Annotated in this window: 21 protein-coding genes and 2 pseudogenes; 13 read left to right on the top strand and 10 right to left on the bottom strand. The window is 58.8% G+C overall.

The window, feature by feature from the left end:
- Positions 1 to 8 precede the first annotated feature (8 nt).
- Positions 9 to 803, bottom strand: a complete 795-nt coding sequence (locus tag JOE29_RS00420; protein WP_210078697.1) for a DNA adenine methylase — start codon at positions 801 to 803, stop codon at positions 9 to 11.
- Between the two features lie 592 nt (positions 804 to 1,395).
- Between JOE29_RS00420 and JOE29_RS00415 the strand changes: the two are divergent.
- From JOE29_RS00415 to JOE29_RS00395, 5 genes and pseudogenes are all read left to right on the top strand, one after another.
- Positions 1,396 to 1,643 (top strand): annotated as a pseudogene (locus JOE29_RS00415) (hypothetical protein).
- Positions 1,643 to 1,950 (top strand): annotated as a pseudogene (locus tag JOE29_RS00410) (hypothetical protein). Before JOE29_RS00415 ends, JOE29_RS00410 begins: the two co-directional pseudogenes overlap by 1 nt.
- 80 nt (positions 1,951 to 2,030) lie before the next feature.
- A complete protein-coding gene (locus JOE29_RS00405; protein ID WP_210078696.1) occupies positions 2,031 to 2,816 on the top strand; it encodes a hypothetical protein in 786 nt (261 codons plus the stop codon).
- A gap of 327 nt (positions 2,817 to 3,143) precedes the next feature.
- Positions 3,144 to 4,229: a type I restriction endonuclease gene (locus tag JOE29_RS00400; RefSeq protein WP_003342475.1), complete on the top strand. Its 1,086-nt coding sequence runs from the start codon at positions 3,144 to 3,146 to the stop codon at positions 4,227 to 4,229.
- A 155-nt stretch (positions 4,230 to 4,384) separates the two neighbouring features.
- Positions 4,385 to 5,113, top strand: coding sequence for a hypothetical protein (locus JOE29_RS00395; RefSeq protein ID WP_210078695.1), 729 nt, complete (start codon positions 4,385 to 4,387; stop codon positions 5,111 to 5,113).
- Positions 5,114 to 5,132: 19 nt separating this feature from the next.
- On the opposite strand, the gene JOE29_RS00390 is transcribed toward JOE29_RS00395, so the two are convergent.
- Both JOE29_RS00390 and JOE29_RS00385 read right to left on the bottom strand, forming a co-directional pair.
- Positions 5,133 to 5,606: a GNAT family N-acetyltransferase gene (locus JOE29_RS00390; RefSeq protein ID WP_210078694.1), complete on the bottom strand. Its 474-nt coding sequence runs from the start codon at positions 5,604 to 5,606 to the stop codon at positions 5,133 to 5,135.
- Between the two features lie 82 nt (positions 5,607 to 5,688).
- On the bottom strand, positions 5,689 to 6,258 hold the full coding sequence (locus tag JOE29_RS00385) for a GNAT family N-acetyltransferase (RefSeq protein ID WP_210078693.1): 570 nt from the start codon (positions 6,256 to 6,258) through the stop codon (positions 5,689 to 5,691).
- A gap of 124 nt (positions 6,259 to 6,382) precedes the next feature.
- Between JOE29_RS00385 and JOE29_RS00380 the strand changes: the two genes are divergently transcribed.
- On the top strand, positions 6,383 to 6,913 hold the full coding sequence (locus tag JOE29_RS00380) for a hypothetical protein (RefSeq protein WP_072367094.1): 531 nt from the start codon (positions 6,383 to 6,385) through the stop codon (positions 6,911 to 6,913).
- Positions 6,914 to 6,950: 37 nt separating this feature from the next.
- Here JOE29_RS00380 and JOE29_RS00375 read toward each other — a convergent pair whose 3' ends face one another.
- From JOE29_RS00375 to JOE29_RS00355, 4 genes are all read right to left on the bottom strand, one after another.
- Positions 6,951 to 8,225 (bottom strand): OprD family porin, encoded by a 1,275-nt coding sequence (locus tag JOE29_RS00375; RefSeq protein WP_003420302.1) that lies wholly within the window; start codon positions 8,223 to 8,225, stop codon positions 6,951 to 6,953.
- A 647-nt stretch (positions 8,226 to 8,872) separates the two neighbouring features.
- The gene (gene aguA / locus JOE29_RS00365) at positions 8,873 to 9,979 is read right to left on the bottom strand and encodes an agmatine deiminase (protein WP_003394293.1); all 1,107 of its coding nucleotides are present in this window, start codon (positions 9,977 to 9,979) and stop codon (positions 8,873 to 8,875) included.
- Between the two features lie 5 nt (positions 9,980 to 9,984).
- Complete coding sequence (gene aguB, locus JOE29_RS00360; protein ID WP_003318264.1) at positions 9,985 to 10,863, bottom strand: N-carbamoylputrescine amidase; 879 nt, start codon at positions 10,861 to 10,863, stop codon at positions 9,985 to 9,987.
- A 426-nt stretch (positions 10,864 to 11,289) separates the two neighbouring features.
- Entirely contained in the window at positions 11,290 to 14,202 is a 2,913-nt protein-coding gene (locus JOE29_RS00355; protein WP_210078692.1) for an aminotransferase, read from the bottom strand.
- Between the two features lie 242 nt (positions 14,203 to 14,444).
- On the opposite strand from JOE29_RS00355, the gene rfbB reads away from it, so the two are divergent.
- The 5 genes from rfbB to JOE29_RS00330 all read left to right on the top strand — a co-directional run bounded on the left by rfbB (position 14,445) and on the right by JOE29_RS00330 (position 19,974).
- Entirely contained in the window at positions 14,445 to 15,527 is a 1,083-nt protein-coding gene (rfbB, locus tag JOE29_RS00350) for a dTDP-glucose 4,6-dehydratase (protein WP_003394287.1), read from the top strand.
- A gap of 80 nt (positions 15,528 to 15,607) precedes the next feature.
- A complete protein-coding gene (gene rfbC / locus JOE29_RS00345; RefSeq protein ID WP_003318259.1) occupies positions 15,608 to 16,153 on the top strand; it encodes a dTDP-4-dehydrorhamnose 3,5-epimerase in 546 nt (181 codons plus the stop codon).
- Between the two features lie 170 nt (positions 16,154 to 16,323).
- Positions 16,324 to 18,132, top strand: a complete 1,809-nt coding sequence (locus JOE29_RS00340) for an ATP-binding protein (RefSeq protein ID WP_210079990.1) — start codon at positions 16,324 to 16,326, stop codon at positions 18,130 to 18,132.
- Positions 18,129 to 19,514 (top strand): sigma-54 dependent transcriptional regulator, encoded by a 1,386-nt coding sequence (locus JOE29_RS00335; RefSeq protein ID WP_003394281.1) that lies wholly within the window; start codon positions 18,129 to 18,131, stop codon positions 19,512 to 19,514. The genes JOE29_RS00340 and JOE29_RS00335 overlap by 4 nt, the downstream gene beginning before the upstream one ends.
- Positions 19,501 to 19,974, top strand: a complete 474-nt coding sequence (locus JOE29_RS00330) for a YiiD C-terminal domain-containing protein (protein ID WP_029573091.1) — start codon at positions 19,501 to 19,503, stop codon at positions 19,972 to 19,974. Before JOE29_RS00335 ends, JOE29_RS00330 begins: the two co-directional genes overlap by 14 nt.
- Positions 19,975 to 20,947: 973 nt before the next feature.
- Here JOE29_RS00330 and cysQ read toward each other — a convergent pair.
- Together cysQ and nudE are read right to left on the bottom strand one after the other, a co-directional pair.
- Positions 20,948 to 21,790, bottom strand: coding sequence for a 3'(2'),5'-bisphosphate nucleotidase CysQ (cysQ, locus tag JOE29_RS00325; protein ID WP_074955767.1), 843 nt, complete (start codon positions 21,788 to 21,790; stop codon positions 20,948 to 20,950).
- Complete coding sequence (gene nudE, locus JOE29_RS00320) at positions 21,787 to 22,353, bottom strand: ADP compounds hydrolase NudE (RefSeq protein ID WP_003372295.1); 567 nt, start codon at positions 22,351 to 22,353, stop codon at positions 21,787 to 21,789. The genes cysQ and nudE overlap by 4 nt, the downstream gene beginning before the upstream one ends.
- 97 nt (positions 22,354 to 22,450) lie before the next feature.
- On the opposite strand from nudE, the gene yrfG reads away from it, so the two are divergent.
- Positions 22,451 to 23,113, top strand: coding sequence for a GMP/IMP nucleotidase (gene yrfG, locus JOE29_RS00315; RefSeq protein ID WP_003343604.1), 663 nt, complete (start codon positions 22,451 to 22,453; stop codon positions 23,111 to 23,113).
- Between the two features lie 45 nt (positions 23,114 to 23,158).
- Here the strand turns inward: yrfG and lysM are convergent, their stop codons facing one another.
- Positions 23,159 to 23,599: a peptidoglycan-binding protein LysM gene (lysM, locus tag JOE29_RS00310; protein ID WP_074997963.1), complete on the bottom strand. Its 441-nt coding sequence runs from the start codon at positions 23,597 to 23,599 to the stop codon at positions 23,159 to 23,161.
- Between the two features lie 150 nt (positions 23,600 to 23,749).
- On the opposite strand from lysM, the gene JOE29_RS00305 reads away from it, so the two are divergent.
- Entirely contained in the window at positions 23,750 to 24,631 is an 882-nt protein-coding gene (locus JOE29_RS00305; protein ID WP_003394270.1) for a LysR family transcriptional regulator, read from the top strand.
- Positions 24,632 to 24,727: the final 96 nt, after the last annotated feature.

Below are 24,727 nucleotides of genomic sequence, written 5' to 3'. Positions count from 1 at the left end.
CAAAACTTTCAGAACAACCCTCCAAGCAATGACAAATCCCAGTTTGCAATCACTAACTCCCCGCTTATATCAGCCTTGCCTACACGCTGGCTAGTACTACTGTAACGGATACTCAGACTCTCAATATAGAAGCCCTTAAATACCTCTTGAATATCAGGATGATCGTTGATACTCACCATCACCTTCCCTTTGCAACGACGCATGAAATCAGCGATTCGCTCATAGTTCTCAAACGCAAAGTCCACTCCATATCCTGCGGTCTGCCAATAAGGCGGATCCATGTAGTGGAACGTATGGCTGCGGTCGTATCGTTCAGCACACTCCAGCCAGGGAAGATTTTCGACGTAGGTTCCGGACAGCCGCTGCCAGGCTGCGGATAAATTCTCTTCGATGCGCAGAAGGTTGATAGCCGGAGCTGTAGTAGCCGTACCGAACGATTGCCCAGTGACCTTGCCGGCAAATGCGTGATGCTGCAGATAAAAAAAGCGCGCTGCTCGCTGGATGTCCGTGAGCGTTTCAGGCCGGGTCATTTTTTGCCACTCGAAGATCTGGCGTGAACTGAGCGCCCATTTGAATTGGCGCACAAACTCTTCTAGGTGGTTCTGCACTACCCGGTACAAAGTCACCAGGTCACCGTTGATGTCATTGAGGACCTCAACAGGCGCACCTTGCGGCCTCATGAAGTAGAGTGCGGCACCTCCCGCGAAGACCTCGACGTAGCACTCATGTGGCGGGAACAGCGGAATCAGGCGGTCAGCAAGACGACGCTTTCCGCCCATCCAAGGGATGATGGGTGAAGACATAAAACAGACCTTTTTACTGTATATATAAACAGTATTTGATCATGCTAGAATTGTGCATCCCGCGATGTGATTTTGTGAAAAAGCCGGGTATCGGAAAATAGCCTCTAAGCCCCGGTTTAGAAGGGTCTACGGCCTTAGTGGCTTTTAGAACGCCTGCACGAAAGAGCCGCGCACCTAGCCAATTAAGTATTGAAAATACGCCACAACCAACCTTTTTATTTTTTCGGCTCAACGGGGCCGGGGAGCATAGCGAACAGAGACACTTCACCATACCGTTCGCCCGTGCACGTCCAGCGCTGCATTTGTTGTCAAATCCTTGCATTCAGTGCAGCTTGCGATCTTCGCCGAAAGCCCCCGGACTGCGGTGGCTACAGCCTTGTTTGCACACCTCTTAGATTTGCAAAAAAAACAGACACAAAGCTCGTCGGCGGGAGGGGGATAAGTGCTTTTCCCGAAGCTTTTTTATTCCTGAGCAAATTTTGTCGTCCATGATTTTCTGAGTGCACTCAGTCATTTCATCGGAAAGCGCTGGAAAAGTACCGCACCTGAAAATACTGTTTGTACATACAGTATATTTGAGAGTGTACCCCCCATGACCACCTCGATCACGGAGAAGAAAGCAGCAGTGGCGAAATGGGCTTCGCTGCTCAACGACAGCACAGCATTGCTTGCAACTCCAGGCGTCCACCACAAGATTTTGATCAAGCGTGCGGCGAGCTACATAGCTTGCAGATCGTCAGTCCAGAAGAGTTCAGTGACATGCTGGAGCTCGCTGACGGTGCTTTGACCTATGCGATTGAGGCTCAGTTGGACCTTCCGGCACTAGATGATGGTTCGTGATGCATGTCCTGGTCGTTCCAATGAGGCGCGAAGGTGTGGCACTGAAACCAAAGGAAAGGTATTGCTACGAGGCTATCAAGGGCAACGTCATCGTCAGATCGGCCCACTGTGAACGCCTCGGCAGATATTCCAATATTGCCTGGCTCGATGCAGGTATGCACAAAGAGGGCAAGCGGTTACCGGATCTGCTGGACGTCACACTGGCTACGATGGCTCACAACGGCTTGTTTTGAGTGGGATTGAATACGTCGACGGCTGTGCCTATGCTCAGTCATGGTGGTGCAGGCATCAGCGATGCGAAATATAGACACAAACAGGTTATTCGCATGCTCCTACATAAAAATTAGGCATCCAATACATTTAAGGCTTCTTTTTTAGGTACTAAACATGAATATATTTGAGATAACTGTCCCGGGGATGTCTTTGGATTATGCAGACAGAGACTGGTGTCGGAATGTCGAAAACCTTTTACGTGGTCTTCGCTCAGAATTCTCTAAGGCGAACTGCGCTCTTATTCTGTTTGATCAAACGACACAATCTGAATGGGATTTTGAGACAGCAAAAGCTAGGTGGCAAGCGGACCGTACTCGAGTTAGCGATCTTGTGAGTTCGACGACTCAGGACAGAACATTCACTTATGATCGCGATAAATATCAAGATATTTACCTTCAGGCCCAAACAATCGTAAAGAGAGAGCACTGGGCCTCTGGAGAGTTACCTAAAGAATTTGACTCTCAATTACCCTCCATCTACGCACAAACCTTTGTTTACGCTCTTGATTCATTTGAAAAGCTTTTGGGTGTCATATCAAAAATCGAGAACATTCCCGAAGAAATCTCCAACCTTCATGAGGAAATTACTGAAGTATTTCCGCACCTTCGAGAGGTCCGGAATTCTGCGCATCATATGGAGGACAGATTACGTGGACTAGGACGAAACAATAAAACTATGGATCTGAAGCCATTTAATACTGGGCCAGGGGGGATAGTGAGCCTTGGTAACGGGTTAGTGTTAAACAACCTCACTGGTTCATCGTATGGGTATACCATGGCAGATGGATCATTTGGTGATGTTTCTATCACACCTCAGTCCATGGCAGCTCTTCAAGATATACTTACACGAACCTTGAATACATTCCGGTGGACTGGCCCGAAGGTACACCACCCAAGTTAGTACTTAGCCCTACTTCTTAAGCAATAACAAAGGAGGACTGACAACCCAAATACAAAGTCAACTTAGCTTCGAGCTGTAACCAACTTTAATTTATTTGCTAACAGCGTCGCCCTGGTTGCGCCAACTGTAAAAGTGGATTCGTTGTTTGGGACTGGCGATACTCCATGAGTATACCCCGCCACGCGTAAGACGTTTCCGATTTCCTCAGATATCTCCGCTCACGCCTCAAAATCCTATAGCTATTTCGCAGCCCATCGTAGTAGCGTTGCGCCTCTATCGATTATCGATAGGACTGAGGGCTCATGAGCCCGGCACGGAGCAATAAAAATGGATTTTCTTGAAGCACTCAATTCCCTTTCCGCAAAAGTCCGCCAGCAAGCTGCTTCCATCCGCACCGAAGAGGCTACCAAAACGGCTCTGGTCATGCCGTTTATCCATACCGTGCTGGGCTACGATGTATTCGATCCTTCTGAGGTTGTGCCGGAATACACCTGCGATGTAGGCACCAAGAAAGGCGAGAAGATCGACTATGCCATCGTTAAAGAGGGCAATATTCAGATCCTCATCGAGACCAAGAAAATCGGCGAGCCGCTGAACATCAATCATGCCAGCCAGCTTTTCCGTTACTTCCATGTGACCACTGCAAGGATTTCGATCCTCACCAATGGCCGGGTCTACAAGTTTTTTACAGACCTGGACGCGCCTAACAAGATGGATGAAAAACCATTTCTTGAACTGGACCTGCTGGCGATTGATGACCATGCCATTCCGGAATTGCAGAAGCTGACCAAGTCGTCCTTCGACGTTGAGTCAATTCTCAATGCCGCTGGCGAGTTAAAGTACGTAGGTCAGATCAAGCGTGTAATTGCGGCCCAGTTCAGTCAGCCGGACGACGATTTCGTCCGGTACTTCGCGTCACGCATTTATGAGGGCGCTATTACTCAGAAGGTACGTGAGCAGTTCACGATTCTGACCAAAAAGGCCACCTCGCAATTTCTGAACGATCAGGTCAACGACCGGTTGAAGCTGGCAATGAGTGGAGTTCAGGCGCCCACGGTGGCCGAAACCATCATCGAAAATAACACTCAGCCTGAAAAGGAAGAGCCGATAGACGACCGGATCGTGACGACTGTGGAGGAAATGGAAGGCTTCCATATCGTCAAGTCGATCATCCGCACTGTGGTTGAAGCGAAACGTATTGCTCATCGTGATACACAAAGCTATTTCGGCATTCTTCTGGATGACAACAACCGTAAACCCATCACCCGCCTGCATTTCAATCGCGCTCAGAAATACATCGGCATTTTTGAAAAGGACAAGGGCGAAACCCGCCACCCAATCGCTTCCCTGGATGATATTTACGGTTTTGCCGATGCCCTCAAGGACACCGTATTGAGCTACGCAGAGTCTTGAAAAAGCATCAATTCCGTTAACAAATATTTGCAGGGCGTGTGGCAATGCGCGCCCTGCAAGTACGTCGGGATATTTTCCGTCCCCCGACCTCCCCTCAAGCTCCCCCCTCCTTCGTCGATACCCTCCATACAACCCCGCAATCATGGATCGATGAAATGGTTATCTCACTCACCCCCGGCAACAACACATCTCCCACCATCACCCTGCCCAATTCCGGCATCACCCTCACTCCAAAGCCGCTCACCGATGCGCAGAAAGAAGCGTTTAAGAACGCTGCTGCCAGTACGCCCGCTGTCGTCTATCACCCGAGCACCGAAGTGCCTGCGACCACTGAGCCGATGGAAGCAGTGGATACCTGGATAGGCCGTTCGCAGTCACCTGACTTCCCGCAGAAGGCGGCGCAACATACTAACTCTACGGAGGCGTTGAAGACTTCGTATGAAGCGTTCACGTCGACGCTGGCGTCGGTGTATCCGGATCTGGCCAGCAAGAAGTTCGGCTTCACGATCGAGGCGGACGGTAATCTGAAGGCGATCAACAGTTCCGGTGAGTTGAGCGAGGCGGATACCAAGCAACTCAATACATTGTTGAATGCGTCCAGTGGGCTGAAAGCCGCTGCGGCTACCTATCGGGAGACGGCCATTGATCTGGTCGACGCCGATTCGCCCTGGAGCGGCAGTTATCTGGGTCGCTACAACCTGAACAAAGAGAACTTCGCCAATTCTCTGGACTTGGGCGCGCTGTTTATTCCCAAGACGTCGACGCCATCGAAAGATCAGATCGACGGCATGTTCTTCAATCAGTTGGCCTACAAAGGTGAGCTGCATACCCAGGAATCGGAGGCGGCGATGCTCGCTGCACGTGCGGCGGAGAAAGCTGCCTAGGCGGGTTGATCCCAACCCTTCAGCACATCGGCAGACGTTGCGGGCGGAGGTAGTAGTTGTCGAACTCGCCGCTCTCAACGAGCTGAAACCCGTGGCGGACGTAGAAGCGGTTGGAGTCGCTTTCTTTCAGGGCGCCCACTCGTACTGTGGATGCGGTTGCGTCCGCTTGTGCGAACACTTGCCGAAGCACGGCAGCACCAATGCCCTGCCCTTGAACAGCAGGCTTGATGTACAGGTGATCCAGCAACAGGCCGTCGCTGGTTGGTTTGACGACTACGAAGCCGACCTTGCTGCCGTCTACCTGGATGTAGTGTGTGCATGATGCAGAAAACCCTTCACGAAAACGCTCTCGGGCGCGCACCGGATCGAACCGGCCAACGCGCTCGAGGCTTTCGCGCATGGCTTCGATACGTATGGCCACCAAGGTTTCGAAGTCTTCGGGCTGGACCGTTACCAGGGTGATGTCGAGCTCGGTGTTGCGGGTCAACGGCATTCGGGTCGCTCCCTGTTTATTGAGCAATATCACTTGGGCTGGTGGTTTTTGGCAACAGGATAACGCCCGGTCGGCCTCTATGTCAGACGTTCGAAGTGCCTGCTTGCAGCGCTCGCGCCAACCACTCCTCCCGCGTCATCTCCCAAGTTTCCACCTCGAACCGTCCGCCGACGAACTCCCCTTCCTGCGTGCTCACCTTGCGCATGCCTTCGTTGATCGAGATGCGCCGCGAGGCTTCATTGGGGGCGGCTTTGGGTACTTGCATCAGGGGCATGCCCATCACGTCGAACCACTGTCGATTGATCACGCGGCAGGCCTCTTTCATGTAGCCGTGGCCTTGCCAGTCCGGGTGCAGCCAGAAGCCGCGGTTGTTGCCGGGATGGGTCATCAGGGTGATGCTGCCGATGATGTCGTGCGGCGCGCTCTGCAGGCGGATCATCCAGTGCCATTCGGTGCCGTTTGCTATGGCGGGCAGTGCGACGTCCTGAATGTAGCGCAGCGCACCGTCCTGTGGATAAGGCCACGGGACGCGGTTGTTCAGGTAGCGCACGATGTCCCAAAGCGGAAAGCGTTGCTGAACCGCAGGCGCATCCTCGAGCTGCAGTGGCGTCAGCAGCAGACGGTCGGTGTGCAGCGTGGGGGTAATGGTCATGACGATGTCCCTGTTCGTCGAAACGTGCTCACTGGATGAACGGTCCCGTATGCCGGGGATTTAAGTCGAACTGCCGGCCGCAGGAGGGGGTCTATCCAGCACCTTTTATACATCGGTAACACCAGTGCCCAGAATCATAACGGATGAAACACCCGCGAAGGTCGTGGATGAGCAGCAGGTCAAATTGTTTGGCTCGCCCAAGGAACGGCTGGACTTTTATCGACGCGAAATTCACTACGAAACCACCAACCTTTCCAACCGTACCAATGCCTATTTGTCGGCGCAGTCATTTCTGGTGATCGCTTACGCGTCGTCGATGGCTAACATGAACACGGCCTGGGGCGCGATGTTCACGCTGGTGGTGCCGCCGATGCTGGCCTTGCTGGGGCTGCTCAGTACGCTGTTCGCCTGGCCGGGTATTCGGGCGGCGTGCGACATCATCCAGCACTGGCACCACAAACAGGCGCAACTGCTGCTCAGCGAGCCGGTTATCGGGCTGACCTATGACGATTCGCCGTTGTTCAGCGATTGGGAGTCCAGCGAAACCGGGCCGAAAAAGTCCTTGCTGTTCTCCAAGCGCAGTCCTTGGCTGTTCAGCTTTTTCTGGATATTCCTCGGCAGTTTCGCAGTGTTTGTTCAGTTGGTCGCGGACTGAGTCGGGCGACGGCCTTTGCCAGGCCGTCGCCTTCAGGTCAGAAAACGTTGATCGGGTAGTCCACGAAGATGCGTGTCTCGTTGCCTTCGCTGTTGTAGGCCTGTGCGTCGTCTGAGACCCGCAGGAACGAGTTGCGCAGGCGGATCGAGAGGTCTTTGGCCGGCCCGCTCTGGACCACGTAGGTCAGCTGGCTGAATATCTCGCGCTCAGTGCCGTCGCCACTGCCTGCGGTGCCATCGTCGATGTTGTCGCCGCGTACGTAGGCAGCCTTGTAGCTCAGGCCAGGCAGGACCAGCCCGGACAGGTCCACGCCATAAGCCGCCTGCCACGAGCGTTCGTCCTTGCCGTTGAAGTCGGACCAATAGGAGTTGGCGAGGTAGATGGTGTTGCCGCCATCACCAAAACCACCGTCGTTGCGATAGCCTCCGTAGGCGTAACCCATGTCACCGGTGCTGCGCTGATGCGCCAGGGTGAAGGAGTGGATGCCCACAGCCCAGGTCGCGGCCAGGCTCCAGATTTTGTTGTCGCGTGCGTCGCTGGCAGTGAAGTCTTTATCCAGTCGAGTCTTGTAGCCGTTGAAGTCGAAGGTCAGCGACTGGTCTTGCGGCAGGGCGAAGACGTAGTTCAGGTTCAGGTACTGCTTCTTGAACACGTCTTCGTTGTCGGAGGCGTAGAAAGCGGCGCTGAACTCATCGGTGAATTTGTAGCTGGCGCCGTAGACGTTGATGCTCTTCAGGTCACCACTGTCGCGACCTTCGGCGCTCTTGCGCGCTTCCTGAGTGAAACGCCCGGCGACCACTTCCAGCCCATCGATCTCTTTGGAGGTGATCAGGGTGCCGGTGTAGCTTTCCGGCAACAGACGGGAGTTGTCGTAGTTCAGCACCGGCAATTGCGGCATCTGATCGCCGTATTTGATGACGGTATTCGAGAAGCGTGCTTTTACCGCAGCGCCTGCACGGGACAGGTCATCGGCAGCCGCGCCGCTGTCGCCCTGCTTGAAGAAGTCGATGCCGCCGTTACCACTGCGGCCCTTTCCGCCATCGAGGCGAATGCCGTACAGCGCAAAGGCATCGACGCCCACGCCAACCGTACCTTGAGTGAAGCCGGACGCGAAGGTGCCCATGAAGGCCTGGCCCCATTCGGATTTGTCTTCTCGGTCGTTTTTGTAGTCGCGATTGATGTAGGCGTTACGCAGGTTGACGTTCAGGCTGCTGTCTTCAACGAAGCCCTTCGAATCCGCCTGGCCCTGAGCCACGGCCTGACCGGCGCTGATGATGCCCAAAGCGAGCATACCCATACGTGTGTTAAGCATCTTGTCTTCCTTGTTCTGCAAATGACATGCGCTGTGGCGGCGGCCAATGGCCGTCTGGCTTCCCGCCGCTGATCAGGCTGTGGAAGCCGCACGAGGTCATCGCAGTGGACTACGAAGCACGTACAGGGGGTTGGGCCACAGGCAGTGGGGCGCGAATCCTAGTTCGGGTGCCTGGGGGTGTCAAACGTGTAGATGGCCGGGGCAAGGTCTGGTGTATTGCTTAATCTGTCAGCACGCGCGCCAACGCTTCGAATTCGGCATCGTTGAACAGACCTGCCGGATAGCGCTTCAGGAGCATGGCCCGTACGTCCGGTCTGGCTTTCACGGGCCTGGTCGTCCTCAACCAATCCGCCACTCGCTGGCGTGCCTCATTACTGAGCGAAGCAGAAAAACCACGAACTCGCTGTTGGTTCATACCTGCATTCATAACCAAAACCTCTTGATTCGTGAGGGGCTAAATCTACTGGTGCCATGTGACAGTCAAGCTAAGGAAACGGAGTTTCGCCAGTGGAATTTAGGAAAACTGCCGATAAATCTGATGAACTTAGTTATAACGTAACGCATAAAAAAGCCCATCTGATGATGGGCTTAATACAGCAAAAACGGGACCAACTATCCAGTCGTTAGATACAACTAGTTACTAAGCGCTAGCGGTTGTGGGGCGCTGGCTGTTGCTGTGTCAGGCAGTGGATATTGCCCCCACCCAGCAGCAACTCACGGCCCGGCGCCATCACGACCTCATGCTCTGGAAACAGCTTTTGCAGGATCTCGCGGGCCTTTCCGTCCATCGGATCGTCGAAACTCGGCGCAATGATGCCGCCGTTGACGATCAGAAAGTTCACATACGACCCGGCCAGACGCACCGAAGGATTGCGCTCCTGGCTGCCATGCACCTGATCGACGCCTGCGCATTCTTCTTCTGTTGCGAACAATGGGCCCGGAATCGGCATTTTATGCACGATAAACGCACGACCCTTGGCATCCAGGGTGTTTTCCAAAATACTCAATGCCGCGTGGCAGCGTGAGTAGTTGGGGTCTTCGGGATCATCGGTCCAGGCCAGTAACACCTCGCCCGGACGGATGTAGCAGCAGAAGTTATCCACATGCCCGTCGGTTTCGTCGTTGAACAGGCCGTCCGGCAACCAGATGACTTTATCCACAGCCAGGTAATCGCCGAGGATCGTTTCGATCTGTTCGCGGGTAAGGTGCGGGTTGCGGTTGCGATTGAGCAGGCACTCTTCGGTGGTGATCAGCGTGCCCTCACCATCCACATGGATCGAACCGCCTTCGAGCACGAAGCCTTCGGTGACGTAACGCGGGCAGCGCTCGATTTCGAGTACCTTGCTGCCAAGCTGGGAATCGAGGTTCCACGGCGCATACAGGCCGCCATCGAAGCCGCCCCAGGCATTGAATTCCCAGTTGACGCCACGCACTTCGCCACGGTCGTTGATGACGAAGGTCGGCCCGCTGTCGCGCACCCAGGCGTCGTTGCTGCTCATTTCCACAACGCGGATGTTCGGCATGTCCAGCCGCGCACGGGCGTTGTCGTATTGTGCAGCGGACACCGCCACCGTGACCGGCTCAAAGCGGGCGATGGCCTTGGCGATGGCGACGTGGGCAGCCTGGGCGGGCTTGCCACCCAGGCGCCAGTTATCCGGGCGCTCGGGCCAGACCATCCAGACCTGGGTTTGCGGTGCCCATTCGGCCGGCATATGAAAACCGTCGGCGCGTGGCGTGCTATTGAGCGTGGTCATGGCGATCAGGACTCCAGCGAACCGTCGAGGGTCTTCACCGCGCCGTACAGGTTAGGGCGGCGATCACGGAACGTGCCCCATGCACTGCGGGTGTGCTCCAGCTCGTCCAGGTCGAAGCTGTGGACCAGCACGCCTTCTTCGGTTTCGTTGAGCTCGGCGACTTTTTCACCGAACTGGTTGGCGATGAACGACGAGCCGTAGAAGGTGATGTCGTAGCCGTCCTGCTCTTCGTTGCCGATGCGGTTGCTGGCGATCAGCGGCATCAGGTTTGCGCCGGCGTGACCTTGCTGCACGCGCTGCCAGTGGTCGCGCGAGCTGATGGTCTTGTCGTGCGGCTCGCTGCCGATGGCAGTCGGGTAGAACAGAATTTCCGCGCCCTGCAACGCCATGCTGCGCGCGCACTCCGGGAACCACTGATCCCAGCAGATACCGACGCCGATTTTCGCGTAACGGGTCTGCCAGACCTTGAAGCCGGTATCGCCCGGGTTGAAGTAGTACTTTTCGTGGTAGCCAGGGCCGTCCGGGATGTGGCTCTTGCGGTAGATGCCCAGGTTGCTGCCGTCTGCGTCGATGATCGCGATGCTGTTGAAACGCGCACGCCCTGCCAGCTCGAAGAAGCTGATCGGCAAGACGACCTGCAGTTCTTTGGCGATTTTCTGGAAGTGCTTGATCGCGACGTTGGATTCGAGAGAAGTCGCCAACTGCAGATAGTCCGGGTTCGGCTTCTGGCAGAAGTACGGGGTTTCGAACAGTTCCTGAATCAGGATGATCTGGGCGCCCTTGGCGGCAGCTTCACGTACCAGCTTTTCAGCGGTCTCGATGTTGGCTTCCAGATCCCAGGAGCAGGCCATCTGGGTAGCAGCGACAGAAACGATACGGCTCATGAAAATATCTCCAGGGGCGGTTGCAAAGGACTTATCACCATAGCAGACAGGCGATGACGATTATGAACGCCTTTATAGCGGATATAAATCGGCACTAAAAGCAAAAAAAATGTTTGGAGCGCATTAATTTTCGAATTTTACCGATATTAATCTGTTTAATACCCATGACGGGGCTCATTTCTACGAGCTGGGTAGGACGCGGAGGCCCTTTTCGCGAACAAGTTCGCTCCTACGGCCTTCGGCCAGAATCAAAAACAGATCCGGGTATGACGGTAGTGTCCGGCGGCGGCCCCTTTCGCGAACAAGTTCGCTCCTACGGCCTTCGGCCAGAATCAAAAGCAGATCCGGGTATGACGATAATGTCCGGCCAACCCCTATCGTACCCATGCTCCGCGTGGGTATGCCGTTCTGGACGCTCTGCGTCCTCTATTCCAGTTCGCGCAAAACCTTCGATACGTTGTCGACGAAAAAGTCCACGCTTCGCCGGGTGGTGCACATCGGGGGTTTGATTTTCAGGATGTTCAGGTAGTCGCCGGTCGGCTGCATGAAGATGCCCAGTTCACGCAGGCGCTCGCACAGGCGGGCGGTTTCTTCTGTAGCGGGTTCCAGGGTGTGGCGGTCGCGGACCAGTTCCATGCCCAGATAAAACCCCATGCCGTGCACCGCGCCCACCAGCGGATGTATATCGGCCAGGGCCTGCAGCCGCGCCTTGAAGTGGTCACCCACGATTCGGGCGTTGTCCCAGAGCTTTTCTTCCTCCATGACATCCAGCACCGCCATGCCGATTCGGCAACTGACGGGGCTGCCACCGGATGACGAGAAGAAATAACCCTCGGCCTCCAGCGCCTCGGCGATCTCACGGCGGGTGATCACCGCGCCCAGCGGATGGCCATTGCCCATGCCTTTGGCCATGCTGATGATGTCCGGCACCACGCCCTGCTCTTCGAAGCCCCAAAAGTAATGACCCAGCCGGCCATAACCCACCTGCACCTCATCGGCAATGCACACGCCACCCACCGCGCGGACCTTCTGATACACCTGTTGCAGATACCCCGGCGGCAAGGAAATCCCGCCCGCATTGCCATACACCGGCTCGCAGATGAAGCCCGCCACCTGCCGTTGCTGCTCAGCCAGCGTGGCAAGGGCCTGATCGACACTGCGCAGGTACTCCGGCGCACTGTCCGCGCCCCTGAACGGCCCGCGATAGGTGTTGGGCGCGGTGACCGGATGCACCCAGTCCGGGCGGGTGCTGAGTGCCTGCGGGTTGTCGGCGATAGAGGTTGAAATGGCATCGGTCGCCACCGACCAGCCGTGATACGCCTCCAGCACACTGAGCATGTCGCGGCCACCGCTGTAAGCCCACGCCAGCCTGATCGCGAGGTCGTTGGCCTCGGTGCCGCTGTTGACCAGAAACACGCGGTCCATGCCCTCGGGCGCCAGCTTGAGCAGGCGCTCGGAAAACTCGGCGATCGCGGCATAGTGAAAGCGCGAGTTGGTGTTGAGCAGCGACCACTGCCGCGCCGCCTCGTGGGCCATGCGCGGGTGGCCATGACCGAGAACGGCGACGTTATTGAGCATGTCCAGGTAGGAGCGGCCCTGCATGTCGATCAGGTGATTGCGCCAGCCGCGCTCTATCTGCGGCGGGGCCTGGTAGTAGTGCTTTTGCGAGCGGGCAAAGCTGGCATCACGGCGCGCCAGCAATTGCGCGGCGTCTTGCAAGGCTGGCGCGTCACAATCAAACCCGAGCAGAGCCGACGGCGACGGGCACACTGCGCGCCAGACATCTGCCCAGGCCGGTGTAGTGAACAGCGGCGGGCTGAGGTCTGGCGCCGTACACAATTGCAGCAACAGCGAACCACCGCCCAGCCCGATCAACGTGCCCGCCGCCACCTGACCCGCTAGCGAAGCCTCCGGCAACACACCCCACAGCTTCAAACTGATGCGCTCGCCGACCAACAGCACCGCAGCATCGGCCGTCAGCCGCAAGGTGCCATCGAAAGGCGCATGCAGCGGCGTTGCTGCGGGCACGTGTAATTCGACGTGCAGCGCAAAGGTCTCCGGCTCGCTGGCGCAATCAGGCAAGGTGCGTGACAGACGGTATTCACCGAACCTGCTGGCCGCCAGACCATTGTCCCCGGCCGCTTGCGACAGCAGATATTCATCGATGCCGCTCTGCTCCCAGTTGCCTGCCATGAAGTGTTCGCTGAGCACACCCAGATCCACCAGCACCGGCTGAAGCCCCGCCAGGCTGGGCAACAACGGCGAATAGGCAGGTTGCTCGACGGGCGGCAGGTCCAGACCCACCGCGCGCAGAATGGCAGCTTCCATCAGCGCCATCGGCACCGAAGTGGCGACATCGAAAATGTTCCATTCGCCGGCAAGGTTGGCCTGGATATACGCATTGCCAGGCTCGACGCTGGCCTGTTGTTCGCTGCTGAGCACAAGCACTGCGGATCGAGCAACGATCAGCGGCCAGAGCGCCTGCAATTCCTCGATCTTCAGCGGATTGAGGGCGTGATAGGCGGCAATGGCCGGGAGGATGTACAGCGGATCGCCCTCGGCATGGTGCAGCAGCGCCGCGCAGGTCACCGACAGGTCAGCCACTCGCCAGGTACTGAGCAGATCGCCGAAATCAATCAGCCCCTGCAAGTGCCACGGGTGCCCCGCCTCGCGCCGCCAGACCGCGTTGTGCTCGGAGATGTCCAGATGCACCGCCTGTATCGGCAGCGCCGCAATCAATGGCAACAAACGGCGATGAGCCTGCTCGCCCGCTTCGATCAGACAAGCGCGGGCGTCGGCATCCTTGATCACCGGCAGCAGGTGCTTGATCAATGCGTGGGCGTGGCGCGGGTCCCACTGCAGGATGCGCTGCAGACCGGGGTGGTCGAAATCGGCCAGCGCGATATCCACATGGGCACACAGCTCGCCCAGCTCGACCACGATGTCACGCCCCAGATGCTCGACATGCCCCAGCGATTGCCCGTCGATGAACTCCAGCAGGCGCACATGCACCGCCTGCCCGTCGATGTCGACCGACAGTAACTGCTCGGCGTCGTTGGCGCGGATCACGCCCGGCACCTTGAATGCACTGTGGCCGGCCAGATGATGCAGCGCCGCGTGCTGGGCGTTCAGCTCGGTGGTCGAATACGCGCCGTGGCAGATTTTCAGCACATAACGCCGCGTGCCGGTATCCAGCAGAAAGTTGCGATCCTGCTGGCTGCCCAACGCTTTCAGCGTGCCGCTCAGCCCGTAGTGCTCAGAGAGCAATTGCAAAGCCTGGTCCACGCTGACCTCGGGGCAAGGCAGACTGGATCGGCGGATAAGCGTGGCAAGCGGCATGGAGAACCTCGTTCTTGTTGTCAGGCCCAGGCTCGTCGAGCAAGGCGTGAGGGGCAGTCGCGCAACTATAGGGGCATTGACTATAGGGGGATTGTGCTGCGCGACCAATCCGCACCTGCACCCCGGCGCGTAAACTACCCGGAGTTTTATTCGACCTGCTGCTCGGGTTTAATGGTCCGATCATGCCATACGCCCTCAAGCGCTATGCTGCATTACTCCAGAACACACAAGAAGGTCAGTTCATGCGAATACTCGTTACCGGAGGCGCAGGTTTCATCGGCTCTGCACTGATCCGCCACCTGATAAACAACACCGAACACGAAGTGCTGAACTTCGACAAATTGACCTACGCGGGCAACCTTGAATCGCTGCAGTCGATTGCGACCGACACGCGCTATGAGTTCGTGCAGGCGGATATCTGCGATCAGGCCCGCGTCAGTGCGGTGCTTGAGCGCTTTGCGCCGCAGGCGATCATGCACCTGGCGGCTGAATCCCACGTCGACCGCTCCATCGATGGCCCGGCCGAGTTCATCCAGACCAACATCGTCGGCACTTACAGCCTGCTGGAAGCCACGCGCGCCTGGTGGCTGAAACTGCCGGAAGCGCAACGCCAGGCGTTCCGTTTTCACCATATTTCCACTGATGAAGTGTATGGCGACTTGCACGGTGTCGATGATCTGTTCACCGAAACCACGCCCTATGCGCCCAGCTCACCCTACTCGGCGAGCAAGGCTGCGTCCGACCATCTGGTGCGCGCCTGGCACCGCACCTATGGCCTGCCGGTGGTGGTGACCAACTGCTCCAACAACTACGGGCCGTTCCACTTCCCGGAAAAGCTCATCCCGCTGGTGATTCTCAACGCCCTGGCGGGCAAGCCGCTGCCGGTATATGGCAATGGCCTGCAGGTGCGCGACTGGCTGTACGTCGAGGATCACGCGCGGGCCCTGCTCAAGGTGGTGACCGAAGGTGAGGTCGGCGAGACCTACAACATCGGTGGCCACAACGAGCAGAAAAACATCGACGTTGTGCGCGGTATCTGCGCGCTGCTCGATGAGCTCGCCCCGCAGCACCCGGCAGGCGTCGCTCAGTACAGCGACCTGATCACCTACGTGGTCGACCGTCCGGGCCACGATCAGCGTTACGCCATCGACGCCAGCAAGATCGACAAGGAGCTCGACTGGACGCCCGAAGAAACCTTCGAGTCCGGGCTGCGCAAGACTGTGCAGTGGTACCTGGATAACCTGGACTGGTGCCGCAGGGTTCAGGACGGCAGTTATCAGGGCGAACGACTGGGCTTTACCGAGCCTAAAGACCTGATTGCCTGATCAGCACCCTTCTCGGCAGGCGCGCCTCAGGGCAGACTGTCGAGTCGCCACGACTTATTCAACATTGCAGGGGAAGCCACGTGAACGTAGTCGCAACAAAATTGCCGGAAGTCCTGATTCTCGAACCCAAGGTATTCGGTGATGAGCGAGGCTTTTTCTATGAAAGTTTCAACGCCAAGGCTTTTCAGGCGGCCACCGGTCTGACCCGTGAGTTCGTGCAGGACAACCACTCCCGCTCGCAGCGCGGCGTCCTGCGCGGGCTGCATTATCAGATCGAAAATGCCCAGGGCAAACTGGTGCGCGTCACGGTCGGCAAGGTGCTGGATGTAGCCGTGGACATTCGCCGCAGCTCGCCGAACTTCGGCCAGTGGGTCGGCGTCGAGCTGTCCGCTGAAAACGCCCGTCAGCTGTGGGTTCCGGAAGGCTTTGCCCATGGTTTCGTAGTGCTCAGCGAACACGCCGAGTTCCTCTACAAGACCACCGACTACTACACGCCTTCGGCCGAACGCTGCATCGCCTGGGACGATGCGGATCTGGCCATCGACTGGCAGTTCGACGGCCAGCCCAACCTGTCGGCCAAGGATCAGCAAGGCAAGCGCCTGAAAGAAGCCGACCTGTTTCCCTGAGCCCGCCACCAAAGGCCGCCCGGCGTAATGTCCGGGTGCCTGACAAGCCGGCGGCGGGCATAATACGCGCCTGATGCCCACGTCAGGATCGACCGGGTGTTTCTGTTGCCTGCGACGGCGTGATCGCCAGCAGGCATCGTCAACCCTTCGGCGACGGCCAATCGATGACCATGACTCCCGCACTGCCGCGCCGCCCTCGCTGGCGCAGCCTCGCCCTTCTGGCACTCTGCCTGGCGCCGTTGCTGTGGCCGCTGGAACACCTGGCCGAACGTTATTACCGCAACGTGCTGGCCAACCAGAACCGTCAGACCCTGGACCTGTACGTCGCCAACCTGCTTGGCACCCTGCACCGTTACGAAACCCTGCCGCAGATCCTCGGCGACCTGCCTGCCTTGCGCGCTGCACTGGCAGCGCCGGGCGACACACCGACCCTGGTAAACGCCAACCGTCTGCTCAGCGAAATCACGCGTCAGACCGGTGCCGATGTCATGTATCTGATGGACGCAAATGGCCTGACTCTGGCGGCTTCGAACTCGGAGCAGAAAGACAGCTTCATTGGCCGCAACTTCTCTTTCAGGCCCTATTTCATCGATGCGCGGGCGGGCAGAACCGGGCGGTTCTTCGGCCTCGGCACGACCTCTGCCAAACGTGGCTACTTTTTCGCCGGCCCGGTGCGTGACGGTGAGCGAATCATCGGCGTGCTGGTGGTCAAGGTTGATCTGGACCACACCGAAACCCTGTGGGGCAAGACGCCCGAACAACTACTGCTGACCGACCAGAACGGCGTGGTGATTCTGACTTCCAACCCCGAATGGCGCTTTCGGGCGACCCGCGACCTGACCGATGACGAGAAAAAAGCCATCGTCGCGATCCAGTCCTACCCGACCCGCGATCCGCGTCCGTTGAGGATCGATGAACACGCCTGGCTGACTCAGACCCAGGCCATCGAAGAAACCGGCTGGAACGTCAACATCCTCGCGCCTCGCGCCCTTGTCGACCGTCAGGTGCGCACAGTGGTGGCGATTGGCGGCGCAGCGCTGCTGGTGCTGATGTTGTTGCTGGGCCTGATGATGCAACGTCGTCGTCATTATCTGGATCGCATCGCGTTCGAGGCCAAGGCGCGCCGCGAGCTGGAGATGCGGGTTATCGAACGGACCAGCGATCTGGAGGGGCTCAACAGCCGTCTGCGTCAGGAAGTGCTGGAGCGCGAACAGGCGCAACAGGAGCTGGTGCAGGCTCAGGATGAACTGGTGCAGACCAGCAAACTGACGGCGCTGGGCACCATGTCGGCGAGTATCAGCCATGAGCTGAATCAGCCGTTGGCCGCCATCCGCAGTTACGCCGAAAACGCCGAAGTGCTGCTCGATCATAAGCGCACCGAGGATGCACGCGGCAACCTCAAGCTGATCAGCGAACTGACCGGGCGCATGGCCTCGATCATCGCGCACTTGCGCGCCTTCGCCCGTCGCGACCGCCACGCCCCTGAAAGCGTGGCACTGCAACCGGCGCTGGAAGATGCGCTGGCGCTGCTGGCCAAGCGGCGGCGCGCCATGGAAGTCGAGCTGATCCGTGACCTGCCGGACGCCACGATCTGGGTGCAGGCCGGTGAAACCCGTCTGCGTCAGGTGCTCGGCAATCTGATCGCCAACGCGCTGGACGCCCTCACTGAAAAAGGCCCACCGCGCAGGCTGTGGATAAGTGTCGAGCAGACCGCCGAGGGCGTTAACCTATACATTCGTGACAACGGCCCCGGCTTTTCCCAGGAAGCACTGGCGCGGGCCCGCGAGCCCTTCTTTACGACCAAGACCCGCACCCAGGGCCTTGGCCTCGGTCTGGCCATCTGCGATACGCTGATGCGCGCGCTGGGCGGCGAGTTGCTGTTCGCCAACCATCCCAGCGGCGGTGCGCTGCTGACCCTGCGCCTGCGGGCCGGTGCTTCCGGAGCCAATCTTCAACCGCCAGAGGACCTTTCTGCATGAGTTCGGACACAGCCATCGACAGCCAGATTCAGGTGGTGCTGATCGACGACGATTCGCACCTGCGTCAGGCCCTGCGCCAGACGCTGGACCTGGCGGGCCTGAACGTTCTGTCGCTGCCCGAAGCGACCGGGCTGGCCGAGCGCATCGGCCGCGACTGGCCGGGCGTGGTGGTCAGCGATATTCGCATGCAGGGCATGGATGGCCTGGAACTGCTCGACCAGCTTCACGCGCAGGACCCCGACCTGCCGGTGCTGCTGATCACCGGGCATGGCGATGTACCGTTGGCGGTAAAGGCCATGCGCGCCGGGGCCTACGACTTTCTGGAAAAGCCCTTCGCCAGCGACGCCATGCTCGACAGCGTGCGCCGTGCCCTGGCGTTGCGCCGTCTGGTGCTGGATAACCGCAGCCTGCGCCTGGCCCTGAGTGATCGCCAACAACTGAGCACACGCCTGATCGGTCAGTCGCCGCCGATCCTGCGTCTGCGCGAACAGATCGGCGCATTGGCCGGGACGCGGGCCGACGTGCTGATCCTCGGCGAAACCGGCGCAGGCAAAGAAGTGGTCGCCCGCGCGCTGCACGATCTGTCCAACCGCCGCAGCGGCCCGTTCGTGGCGATCAACGCCGGCGCGCTGGCTGAATCGGTGGTGGAAAGCGAGCTGTTCGGCCACGAGCCAGGGGCCTTTACAGGCGCGCAGAAGCGGCGTATCGGCAAGTTCGAGTTTGCCAACGGCGGTACGCTGTTCCTCGATGAAATCGAAAGCATGAGCCTGGACGTGCAGGTCAAACTGCTGCGCCTGCTGCAGGAGCGCGTGGTCGAGCGAATGGGCAGCAATCAGCAGATCCCGCTGGACATCCGCATCATCGCCGCGACCAAGGAAGACCTGCGTCACGCGGCCGATCAGGGCCGCTTCCGGGCGGACTTGTATTACCGCCTGAACGTGGCCTCGCTGCGTATCCCGCCGTTGCGCGAACGGGGTGAAGATGCGCTGATGCTGTTCGAACATTACGCCGATGCCGCGAGCATGCGCCACGGCATCCCCAAGCACGAACTCAAGCCAGGCCAGCGCGCGCTGCTGTTGCGGCATAACTGGCCGGGCAATGTCCGGGAACTGCAAAACGCTGCTGAGCGTTTTGCGCTGGGTCTGGAGCTGGAGCTGGAAGGCGCTGATGCAGAACAGGCGCCACCGCCGGGCGGCGGGCTGAGCGATCAGGTGGAAAGCTTCGAGCGCGCGTTGATCGCCGCCGAACTGGCGCGCCCGCACAGCTCGGTGCGCAGTCTGGCGGAAGCGCTGGGTGTGCCGCGCAAGACCCTGCACGACAAACTGCGCAAGCACGGCCTGACGTTTGGCGACAGCAGCGGAGCTTCCGATGACAACGATTGAGCCTGAACATGACGCCGCCCACGCACTGGAGCAGGTGCTGCACCACGACATCCCGCTGACCCGCGAGATGGGCATGCGCGTGATCGACTGGCACAACCAGACCCTGCGCCTGCACCTGCCGCTGGCACCCAACGTCAACCACAAGAGCACGCTGTTCGGCGGCAGCCTGTATTGCGGCGCAGTACTGGCGGGCTGGGGCTGGCTGCACCTGCGACTGCGTGAGGCCGGGATCACCGATGGGCATATCGTGATTCAGGACGGACAGATCAGTTATCCACTGCCGGTACGCAGCGACGCCATCGCCCGCTGCGACGCGCCCGAGCTGGCGCAGTGGGAAAAATTCATCGCCACCTACCAACGCCGAGGCCGCGCCCGCCTGACCCTGCACACCTGCATCAGCGAGCAGGACAGCGAAGAACAGGCCGTGCGCTTTGTCGGGCAGTTTGTGTTGCACCGGTGAGGCTGCGTGCAGTTGATGCACTGGTGAAACTGTCTCAGCGCCATATGCAGACCTGTGGGAGCGAGCCGGGCGACGCTTCGCTTGCTCGCGAAGAGGCCAGTGCGATCCGCAAAAACTCATCGCCTGAACCATAGCCTTCGCGAGCAAGCTCGCTCCCACAAGAACGCGCCTGACCCTGCATACCTGTATCAAGCGAAGAACACGCCGTGCGCCTTTGCACTGGTGAAACTGTCTCAGCGTTGTACGCAGACCTGTGGGAGCGAGCTTGCTCGCGAAGAGGCCAGTGCGATCCGCAAAAACTCATCGCCTGAACCATCGCCTTCGCGAGCAAGCTCGCTCCCACAAGAGCGCGCCTGACCCTGCATACTTGTATCAAGCGAAGAACAGGCCGTGCGCCTTTGCACTGGTGAAACTGTCTCAGCGTTGTACGCAGACCTGTGGGAGCGAGCTTGCTCGCGAAGAGGCCGGTGCAATCGGCAAAAATTCATCGCCTGAACCATAGCCTTCGCGAGCAAGCTCGCTCCCACAAGAGCGCGCTCGCCACTGCATACCTGTATCAAGCGAAAAACACGCCGTGTGCTTTGTCGGGCAGTTCGTGTTACGCCAGTGAGGCTGCGCGTAGTGGATGAACTGGACGCAGACCTGTGGGAGCGAGCCGGGCGACGCTTCGCTTGCTCGCGAAGAGGCCGGTGCAATCGGCAAAAATTCATCGCCTGATCAATCGTATTCGCGAGCAAGCTCGCTCCCACAAGAACGCGGCCGCCCCTGCATCAGCGAAGAACAGGCCATGCGCTTTTGCACTGGTGAAGCTGTCTCAGCCAAGCGTCTCAGCGCTTTTGTAGGAGCGAACTTGTTCGCGAAGGCGTCGTTTCAAGCACTGGATTTGCTGTGGATGCACCAGCCCTTTCGCGAGCAAGCGAAGCGTCGCCCGGTTCGCTCCTACGCTCGCCGGGCAGAGGCCTTGAAGCTGGCCTCAGGACTGCGCCAGCACCAGCAGTTTGTCGCGCCATTCGGCGTTGGCGGGCAGGGCCAGGAAGAACGGGTTGAGCAGCGATTCGCGGGCCGGGTAGCTGAACGGCTGGCCGTCCAGTTGCAACACTTCGCCTCCTGCACCCTCAAGCACGCCCTGCGCCGCAGCGGTGTCCCATTGCGAGGTCGGGGCCAGGCGTGGGTAGCAGTCGGCGGCGCCCTCGGCCAGCAGGCAGAATTTCAGTGAGCTGCCGATGTTGGTCAGTTGCAAATGACCCAGCCCGTTCGACAGGCCGGCGAGCAAATGCTCCTGCTCCGGGCTGGAATGGCGGCGGCTGGCGACCACGGTAAAGGTCTGCCCTTCGCCAAGCTGGTTGCGCACTGCGATCGGCTGGATGTGGTCGACGCTATCACTGCGCCAGGCACCCAGCCCCGCGCCGCCGAAGTAGCAGCGGTTATTGGTGGGCATCGAGACCACGCCGAATACCACGCGGCCACGCTCGATCAGCGCGACATTGACGGTGAACTCTTCACTGCCGGAGATGAACTCCTTGGTGCCGTCCAGCGGATCGACCAGCCACCAGCGCTCCCAACCTGCCCGCTCGCTGAAGGGGATGTCAGCGTCCTCTTCGGAGAGCACATGAATGTCCGGATCAAGCGCCTGCAAACCCTCGACCAGCACCTGATGGGCGGCCAGATCAGCGGCGGTCACCGGCGAGTCGTCAGTCTTGGTGGTCACGGTGACGTTGGCGCGCCAGAACGGCAGGATCACTTCGCCCGCCAGTCGCGTCAGTTCAATCACCGGGGCGAGCAGCGGATGTGGCAGGTTGTGCAACGAGTCGGTCATGGCTGAAACAATCCACGCTGGGTCAGCAGGTCACGTGTGAGGTACAGCGCGGCCAGCGCCCGGCCTTCGCTGAACTGGGCATTCTGGGCAAGGCTCGACAGCTCGCGCAGGTTGATCCGGTCGACCCGGATCGGCTCGGGCTCGTCGCCTTCCAGCCGCTCTTCGTACAGGTCGGTGGCCAGGACCACCTGAATTTTCTGGCTCATGTAGCCTGGGGACAGCGACAGCTCGGTCAACAGTTCCAGCTCCCGCGCACCGAAACCGGCCTCCTCCTTGAGTTCACGGTTGGCAGCCGCCAGTACGTCTTCGCCCGGCTCGATCAGGCCCTTGGGCAGGGACAGCTCGTAGGCATCGGTGCCGCCGCAATATTCTTCGATCAGCACAGCGTGATCGGCATCGAGCATGGCCACGATCATCACCGCCCCGGGGCCCGTACCTTTGCTGGCCAGACGCTCATAGGTCCGCTCGACGCCATTGGCAAAGCGCAATTGCAGCTCTTCAACGCGGAACAGACGACTACTGGCGACGATTGCGCGGGCAAGTACGGTAGGTTTCTGACGCATGACAGGCTCCTTTACATGAACGAGGTACTATACCGAGCTTTTCCCGATGTCTGTGTCGGATATGCTTACCCGCTATCAACCCCTTGACGAGGCCAGAATGCTTTCCATGCCCTGGAGCGAAATCGATACCGTCCTGCTGGATATGGACGGCACGTTGCTCGACCTGCATTACGACGAACACTTCTGGATGCAGCACCTGCCGCAGCGCTACGCCGAACTGCATGGCGTCAGTTTCGCCATGGCCTGGCTGGAATTGAAACCGCTGTTCGAAAACAACGCGGGCACGCTCAACTGGTACTGCCTGGATTTCTGGAGCGCCGAGCTTAACCTGTCGGTCCGCGACCTGAAACGCGAAATCGCTCACATGATTGCGCTGCGCCCGGACGCCGAGACGTTTCTCGCGGCCCTGCAAAAAGCCGGCAAGCGGGTGATCATGATCACCAATGCGCACCGTGATTCGTTGTCGCTGAAGATGGAGCGAATCGAGCTGGCGCCTTATTTCGAACGCCTTATCAGCTCTCACGATTACGGCTTTCCCAAGGAAAGCCAGCATTTCTGGGACGCCTTGAAGGCCGAAACAGCGTTTGACCCGGCACGCAGTCTGTTCATCGACGACACCCTGCCGATCCTGCGCAGCGCTCGACACTTCGGTGTAGCCCATTTGCTGGCAGTCAGCCAGCCCAACAGCCAGAAAGGCCCGAAAGACACCGAAGAGTTCGCCGCAGTGGACGACTATCGAGAGCTGAGCAAGGGATTGTAAGCAACGCCGTGTGCCCGCCTGAAAAAGGCGGGCAGCGTCTTCAGATCACTTCGGAATGCGCAGCTTCTGACCCGGATAGATCTTGTCCGCGCTCTTGAGCATCGGCTTGTTGGCTTCAAAGATTTTCTGGTACTGGTTGGCATCGCCATACACGCGCTGGGAAATTTTGCTAAGGGTGTCGCCCGACTTTACTTCCACGTAGTCGGACTCTGCGCCTGCGCTGCCCTCGACGGTCATCTGGTCGTCGACTTTTTCCACGCCGTGGATATTGCCCAGGATCAGAACGATCTTTTCCCGCTCTTCCTGGCTGGAGACTTTGCCTTCGACGATGACCGTGCCGCCGTCGACCCGGGTCTGCACATTAGGGTTGCCCAGACCGACTTCGGAGATATGCTTTTTCAGCAACTCATCGGCGTTGGCTTTATCTGGCAGAAGTGCATCCAGAATTTTCTCGCCTGCTTCTTTGATGAAACTGATAAGACTCATTTTCTGGTTCTCCGTAAGTAGGTTTGAGGAATAGCGTGATGAGTGTAGCCCTTGTAAATCAAGGGCTACAGGCTTCCGACCAATGTAGCCCGACCATCGTTCAGCCTGAACGCGTAGAATCGGCTGTCTGGACGGCTTACCGGAGTGAACATGGACATCAAGCAACTTAAATTTCTGATCGCCCTCGACGAGACGAGGCACTTCGGCCAGGCGGCTGCGCGCTGCAATATCACCCAGCCGACGCTGTCGATGCGCCTGCGCAATCTGGAAGAAGAACTTGGCTTGCCACTGGTCAATCGCGGCCAGCGCTTCGAAGGTTTCACCGCACCAGGCGAACGCGTATTGGCCTGGGCACGCACGGTACTGGCTGCCTACGACGGTCTGCAGGCTGAAGCGGCCGCCTGCCGCGGTCATCTGGTCGGGACGCTGCGCCTGGGCGTGGTGCCGCTGTCGAGCTTCGATCCGCTGCCATTGCTGCACCGATTGCACCAACTGCACCCCAATCTGCGCTTCGAGCTGTCGTCACTCAGCTCCGAGCAAGTGCTGGAACAACTGGCGAGCAATCGTATCGACCTGGGCGTCTCGTACCTGGAACGGCTGGACAACGAGCGTTTCGATTCGCTGCCCCTGGACGACACGCGCATGGGCCTGCTGTACGACCGTCGGCACTTTTCGTTTGGCGACGATCCCTTGAGCTGGGCCGATCTGGTCGAGCTGCCACTGGGCATGCTGACCAGCGGCATGCATTTTCGCCAGTCAATCGATCACAACTTCCACAGCCGCGGCCTGCAACCCAACCCGCTGATACAAACCGATGCCGTTCATCAGTTGCTGCAAGCCGTACATGGCGGTTTTTGCTGCGCGATCATGCCGCTGGATGGCGGTCTGGAAACGCTCACCGAACATCTGCGCCTGCATCCGATTGCCGATTCCCGGACTTTGGCCCGGCTGGGGTTGATCATGCGCCGCAGTGCGCCGCGCTCGGCACTGGCTGAAGCCTGTTTTGCGCTGGTAGCCGAAATACCGCGCTAGGGCGTTGATCGACGTCATCTATCGGGGCATCAGCACTAGCGATTAGACGATTTCACATAACGGGCCTAGTCTTGCAGATGTCATTCTGCCGGTATT

This window comes from Pseudomonas sp. PvP009, from assembly GCF_017832995.1.
Classification (GTDB): Bacteria; Pseudomonadota; Gammaproteobacteria; order Pseudomonadales; family Pseudomonadaceae; genus Aquipseudomonas; species Aquipseudomonas syringae.
Note: the sequence above shows the minus strand (reverse complement) of the source record. Positions and strands in the feature narration are given on the sequence as shown.

Coding starts and splice junctions, on each gene's coding strand:
- nudE (WP_003372295.1), bottom strand. CDS start 22,353: ATGCGTCAGAAACCTACCGTACTTGCCCGCGCAATCGTCGCCAGTAGT.
- JOE29_RS00305 (WP_003394270.1), top strand. CDS start 23,750: ATGGACATCAAGCAACTTAAATTTCTGATCGCCCTCGACGAGACGAGG.
- aguB (WP_003318264.1), bottom strand. CDS start 10,863: ATGAGCCGTATCGTTTCTGTCGCTGCTACCCAGATGGCCTGCTCCTGG.
- JOE29_RS00420 (WP_210078697.1), bottom strand. CDS start 803: ATGTCTTCACCCATCATCCCTTGGATGGGCGGAAAGCGTCGTCTTGCT.
- JOE29_RS00330 (WP_029573091.1), top strand. CDS start 19,501: ATGACAACGATTGAGCCTGAACATGACGCCGCCCACGCACTGGAGCAG.
- yrfG (WP_003343604.1), top strand. CDS start 22,451: ATGCTTTCCATGCCCTGGAGCGAAATCGATACCGTCCTGCTGGATATG.
- JOE29_RS00385 (WP_210078693.1), bottom strand. CDS start 6,258: ATGACCATTACCCCCACGCTGCACACCGACCGTCTGCTGCTGACGCCA.
- cysQ (WP_074955767.1), bottom strand. CDS start 21,790: ATGACCGACTCGTTGCACAACCTGCCACATCCGCTGCTCGCCCCGGTG.
- rfbB (WP_003394287.1), top strand. CDS start 14,445: ATGCGAATACTCGTTACCGGAGGCGCAGGTTTCATCGGCTCTGCACTG.
- JOE29_RS00335 (WP_003394281.1), top strand. CDS start 18,129: ATGAGTTCGGACACAGCCATCGACAGCCAGATTCAGGTGGTGCTGATC.
- aguA (WP_003394293.1), bottom strand. CDS start 9,979: ATGACCACGCTCAATAGCACGCCACGCGCCGACGGTTTTCATATGCCG.
- lysM (WP_074997963.1), bottom strand. CDS start 23,599: ATGAGTCTTATCAGTTTCATCAAAGAAGCAGGCGAGAAAATTCTGGAT.
- JOE29_RS00340 (WP_210079990.1), top strand. CDS start 16,324: ATGACTCCCGCACTGCCGCGCCGCCCTCGCTGGCGCAGCCTCGCCCTT.
- JOE29_RS00405 (WP_210078696.1), top strand. CDS start 2,031: ATGAATATATTTGAGATAACTGTCCCGGGGATGTCTTTGGATTATGCA.
- JOE29_RS00400 (WP_003342475.1), top strand. CDS start 3,144: ATGGATTTTCTTGAAGCACTCAATTCCCTTTCCGCAAAAGTCCGCCAG.
- JOE29_RS00375 (WP_003420302.1), bottom strand. CDS start 8,225: ATGCTTAACACACGTATGGGTATGCTCGCTTTGGGCATCATCAGCGCC.
- JOE29_RS00395 (WP_210078695.1), top strand. CDS start 4,385: ATGGTTATCTCACTCACCCCCGGCAACAACACATCTCCCACCATCACC.
- JOE29_RS00390 (WP_210078694.1), bottom strand. CDS start 5,606: ATGCCGTTGACCCGCAACACCGAGCTCGACATCACCCTGGTAACGGTC.
- JOE29_RS00355 (WP_210078692.1), bottom strand. CDS start 14,202: ATGCCGCTTGCCACGCTTATCCGCCGATCCAGTCTGCCTTGCCCCGAG.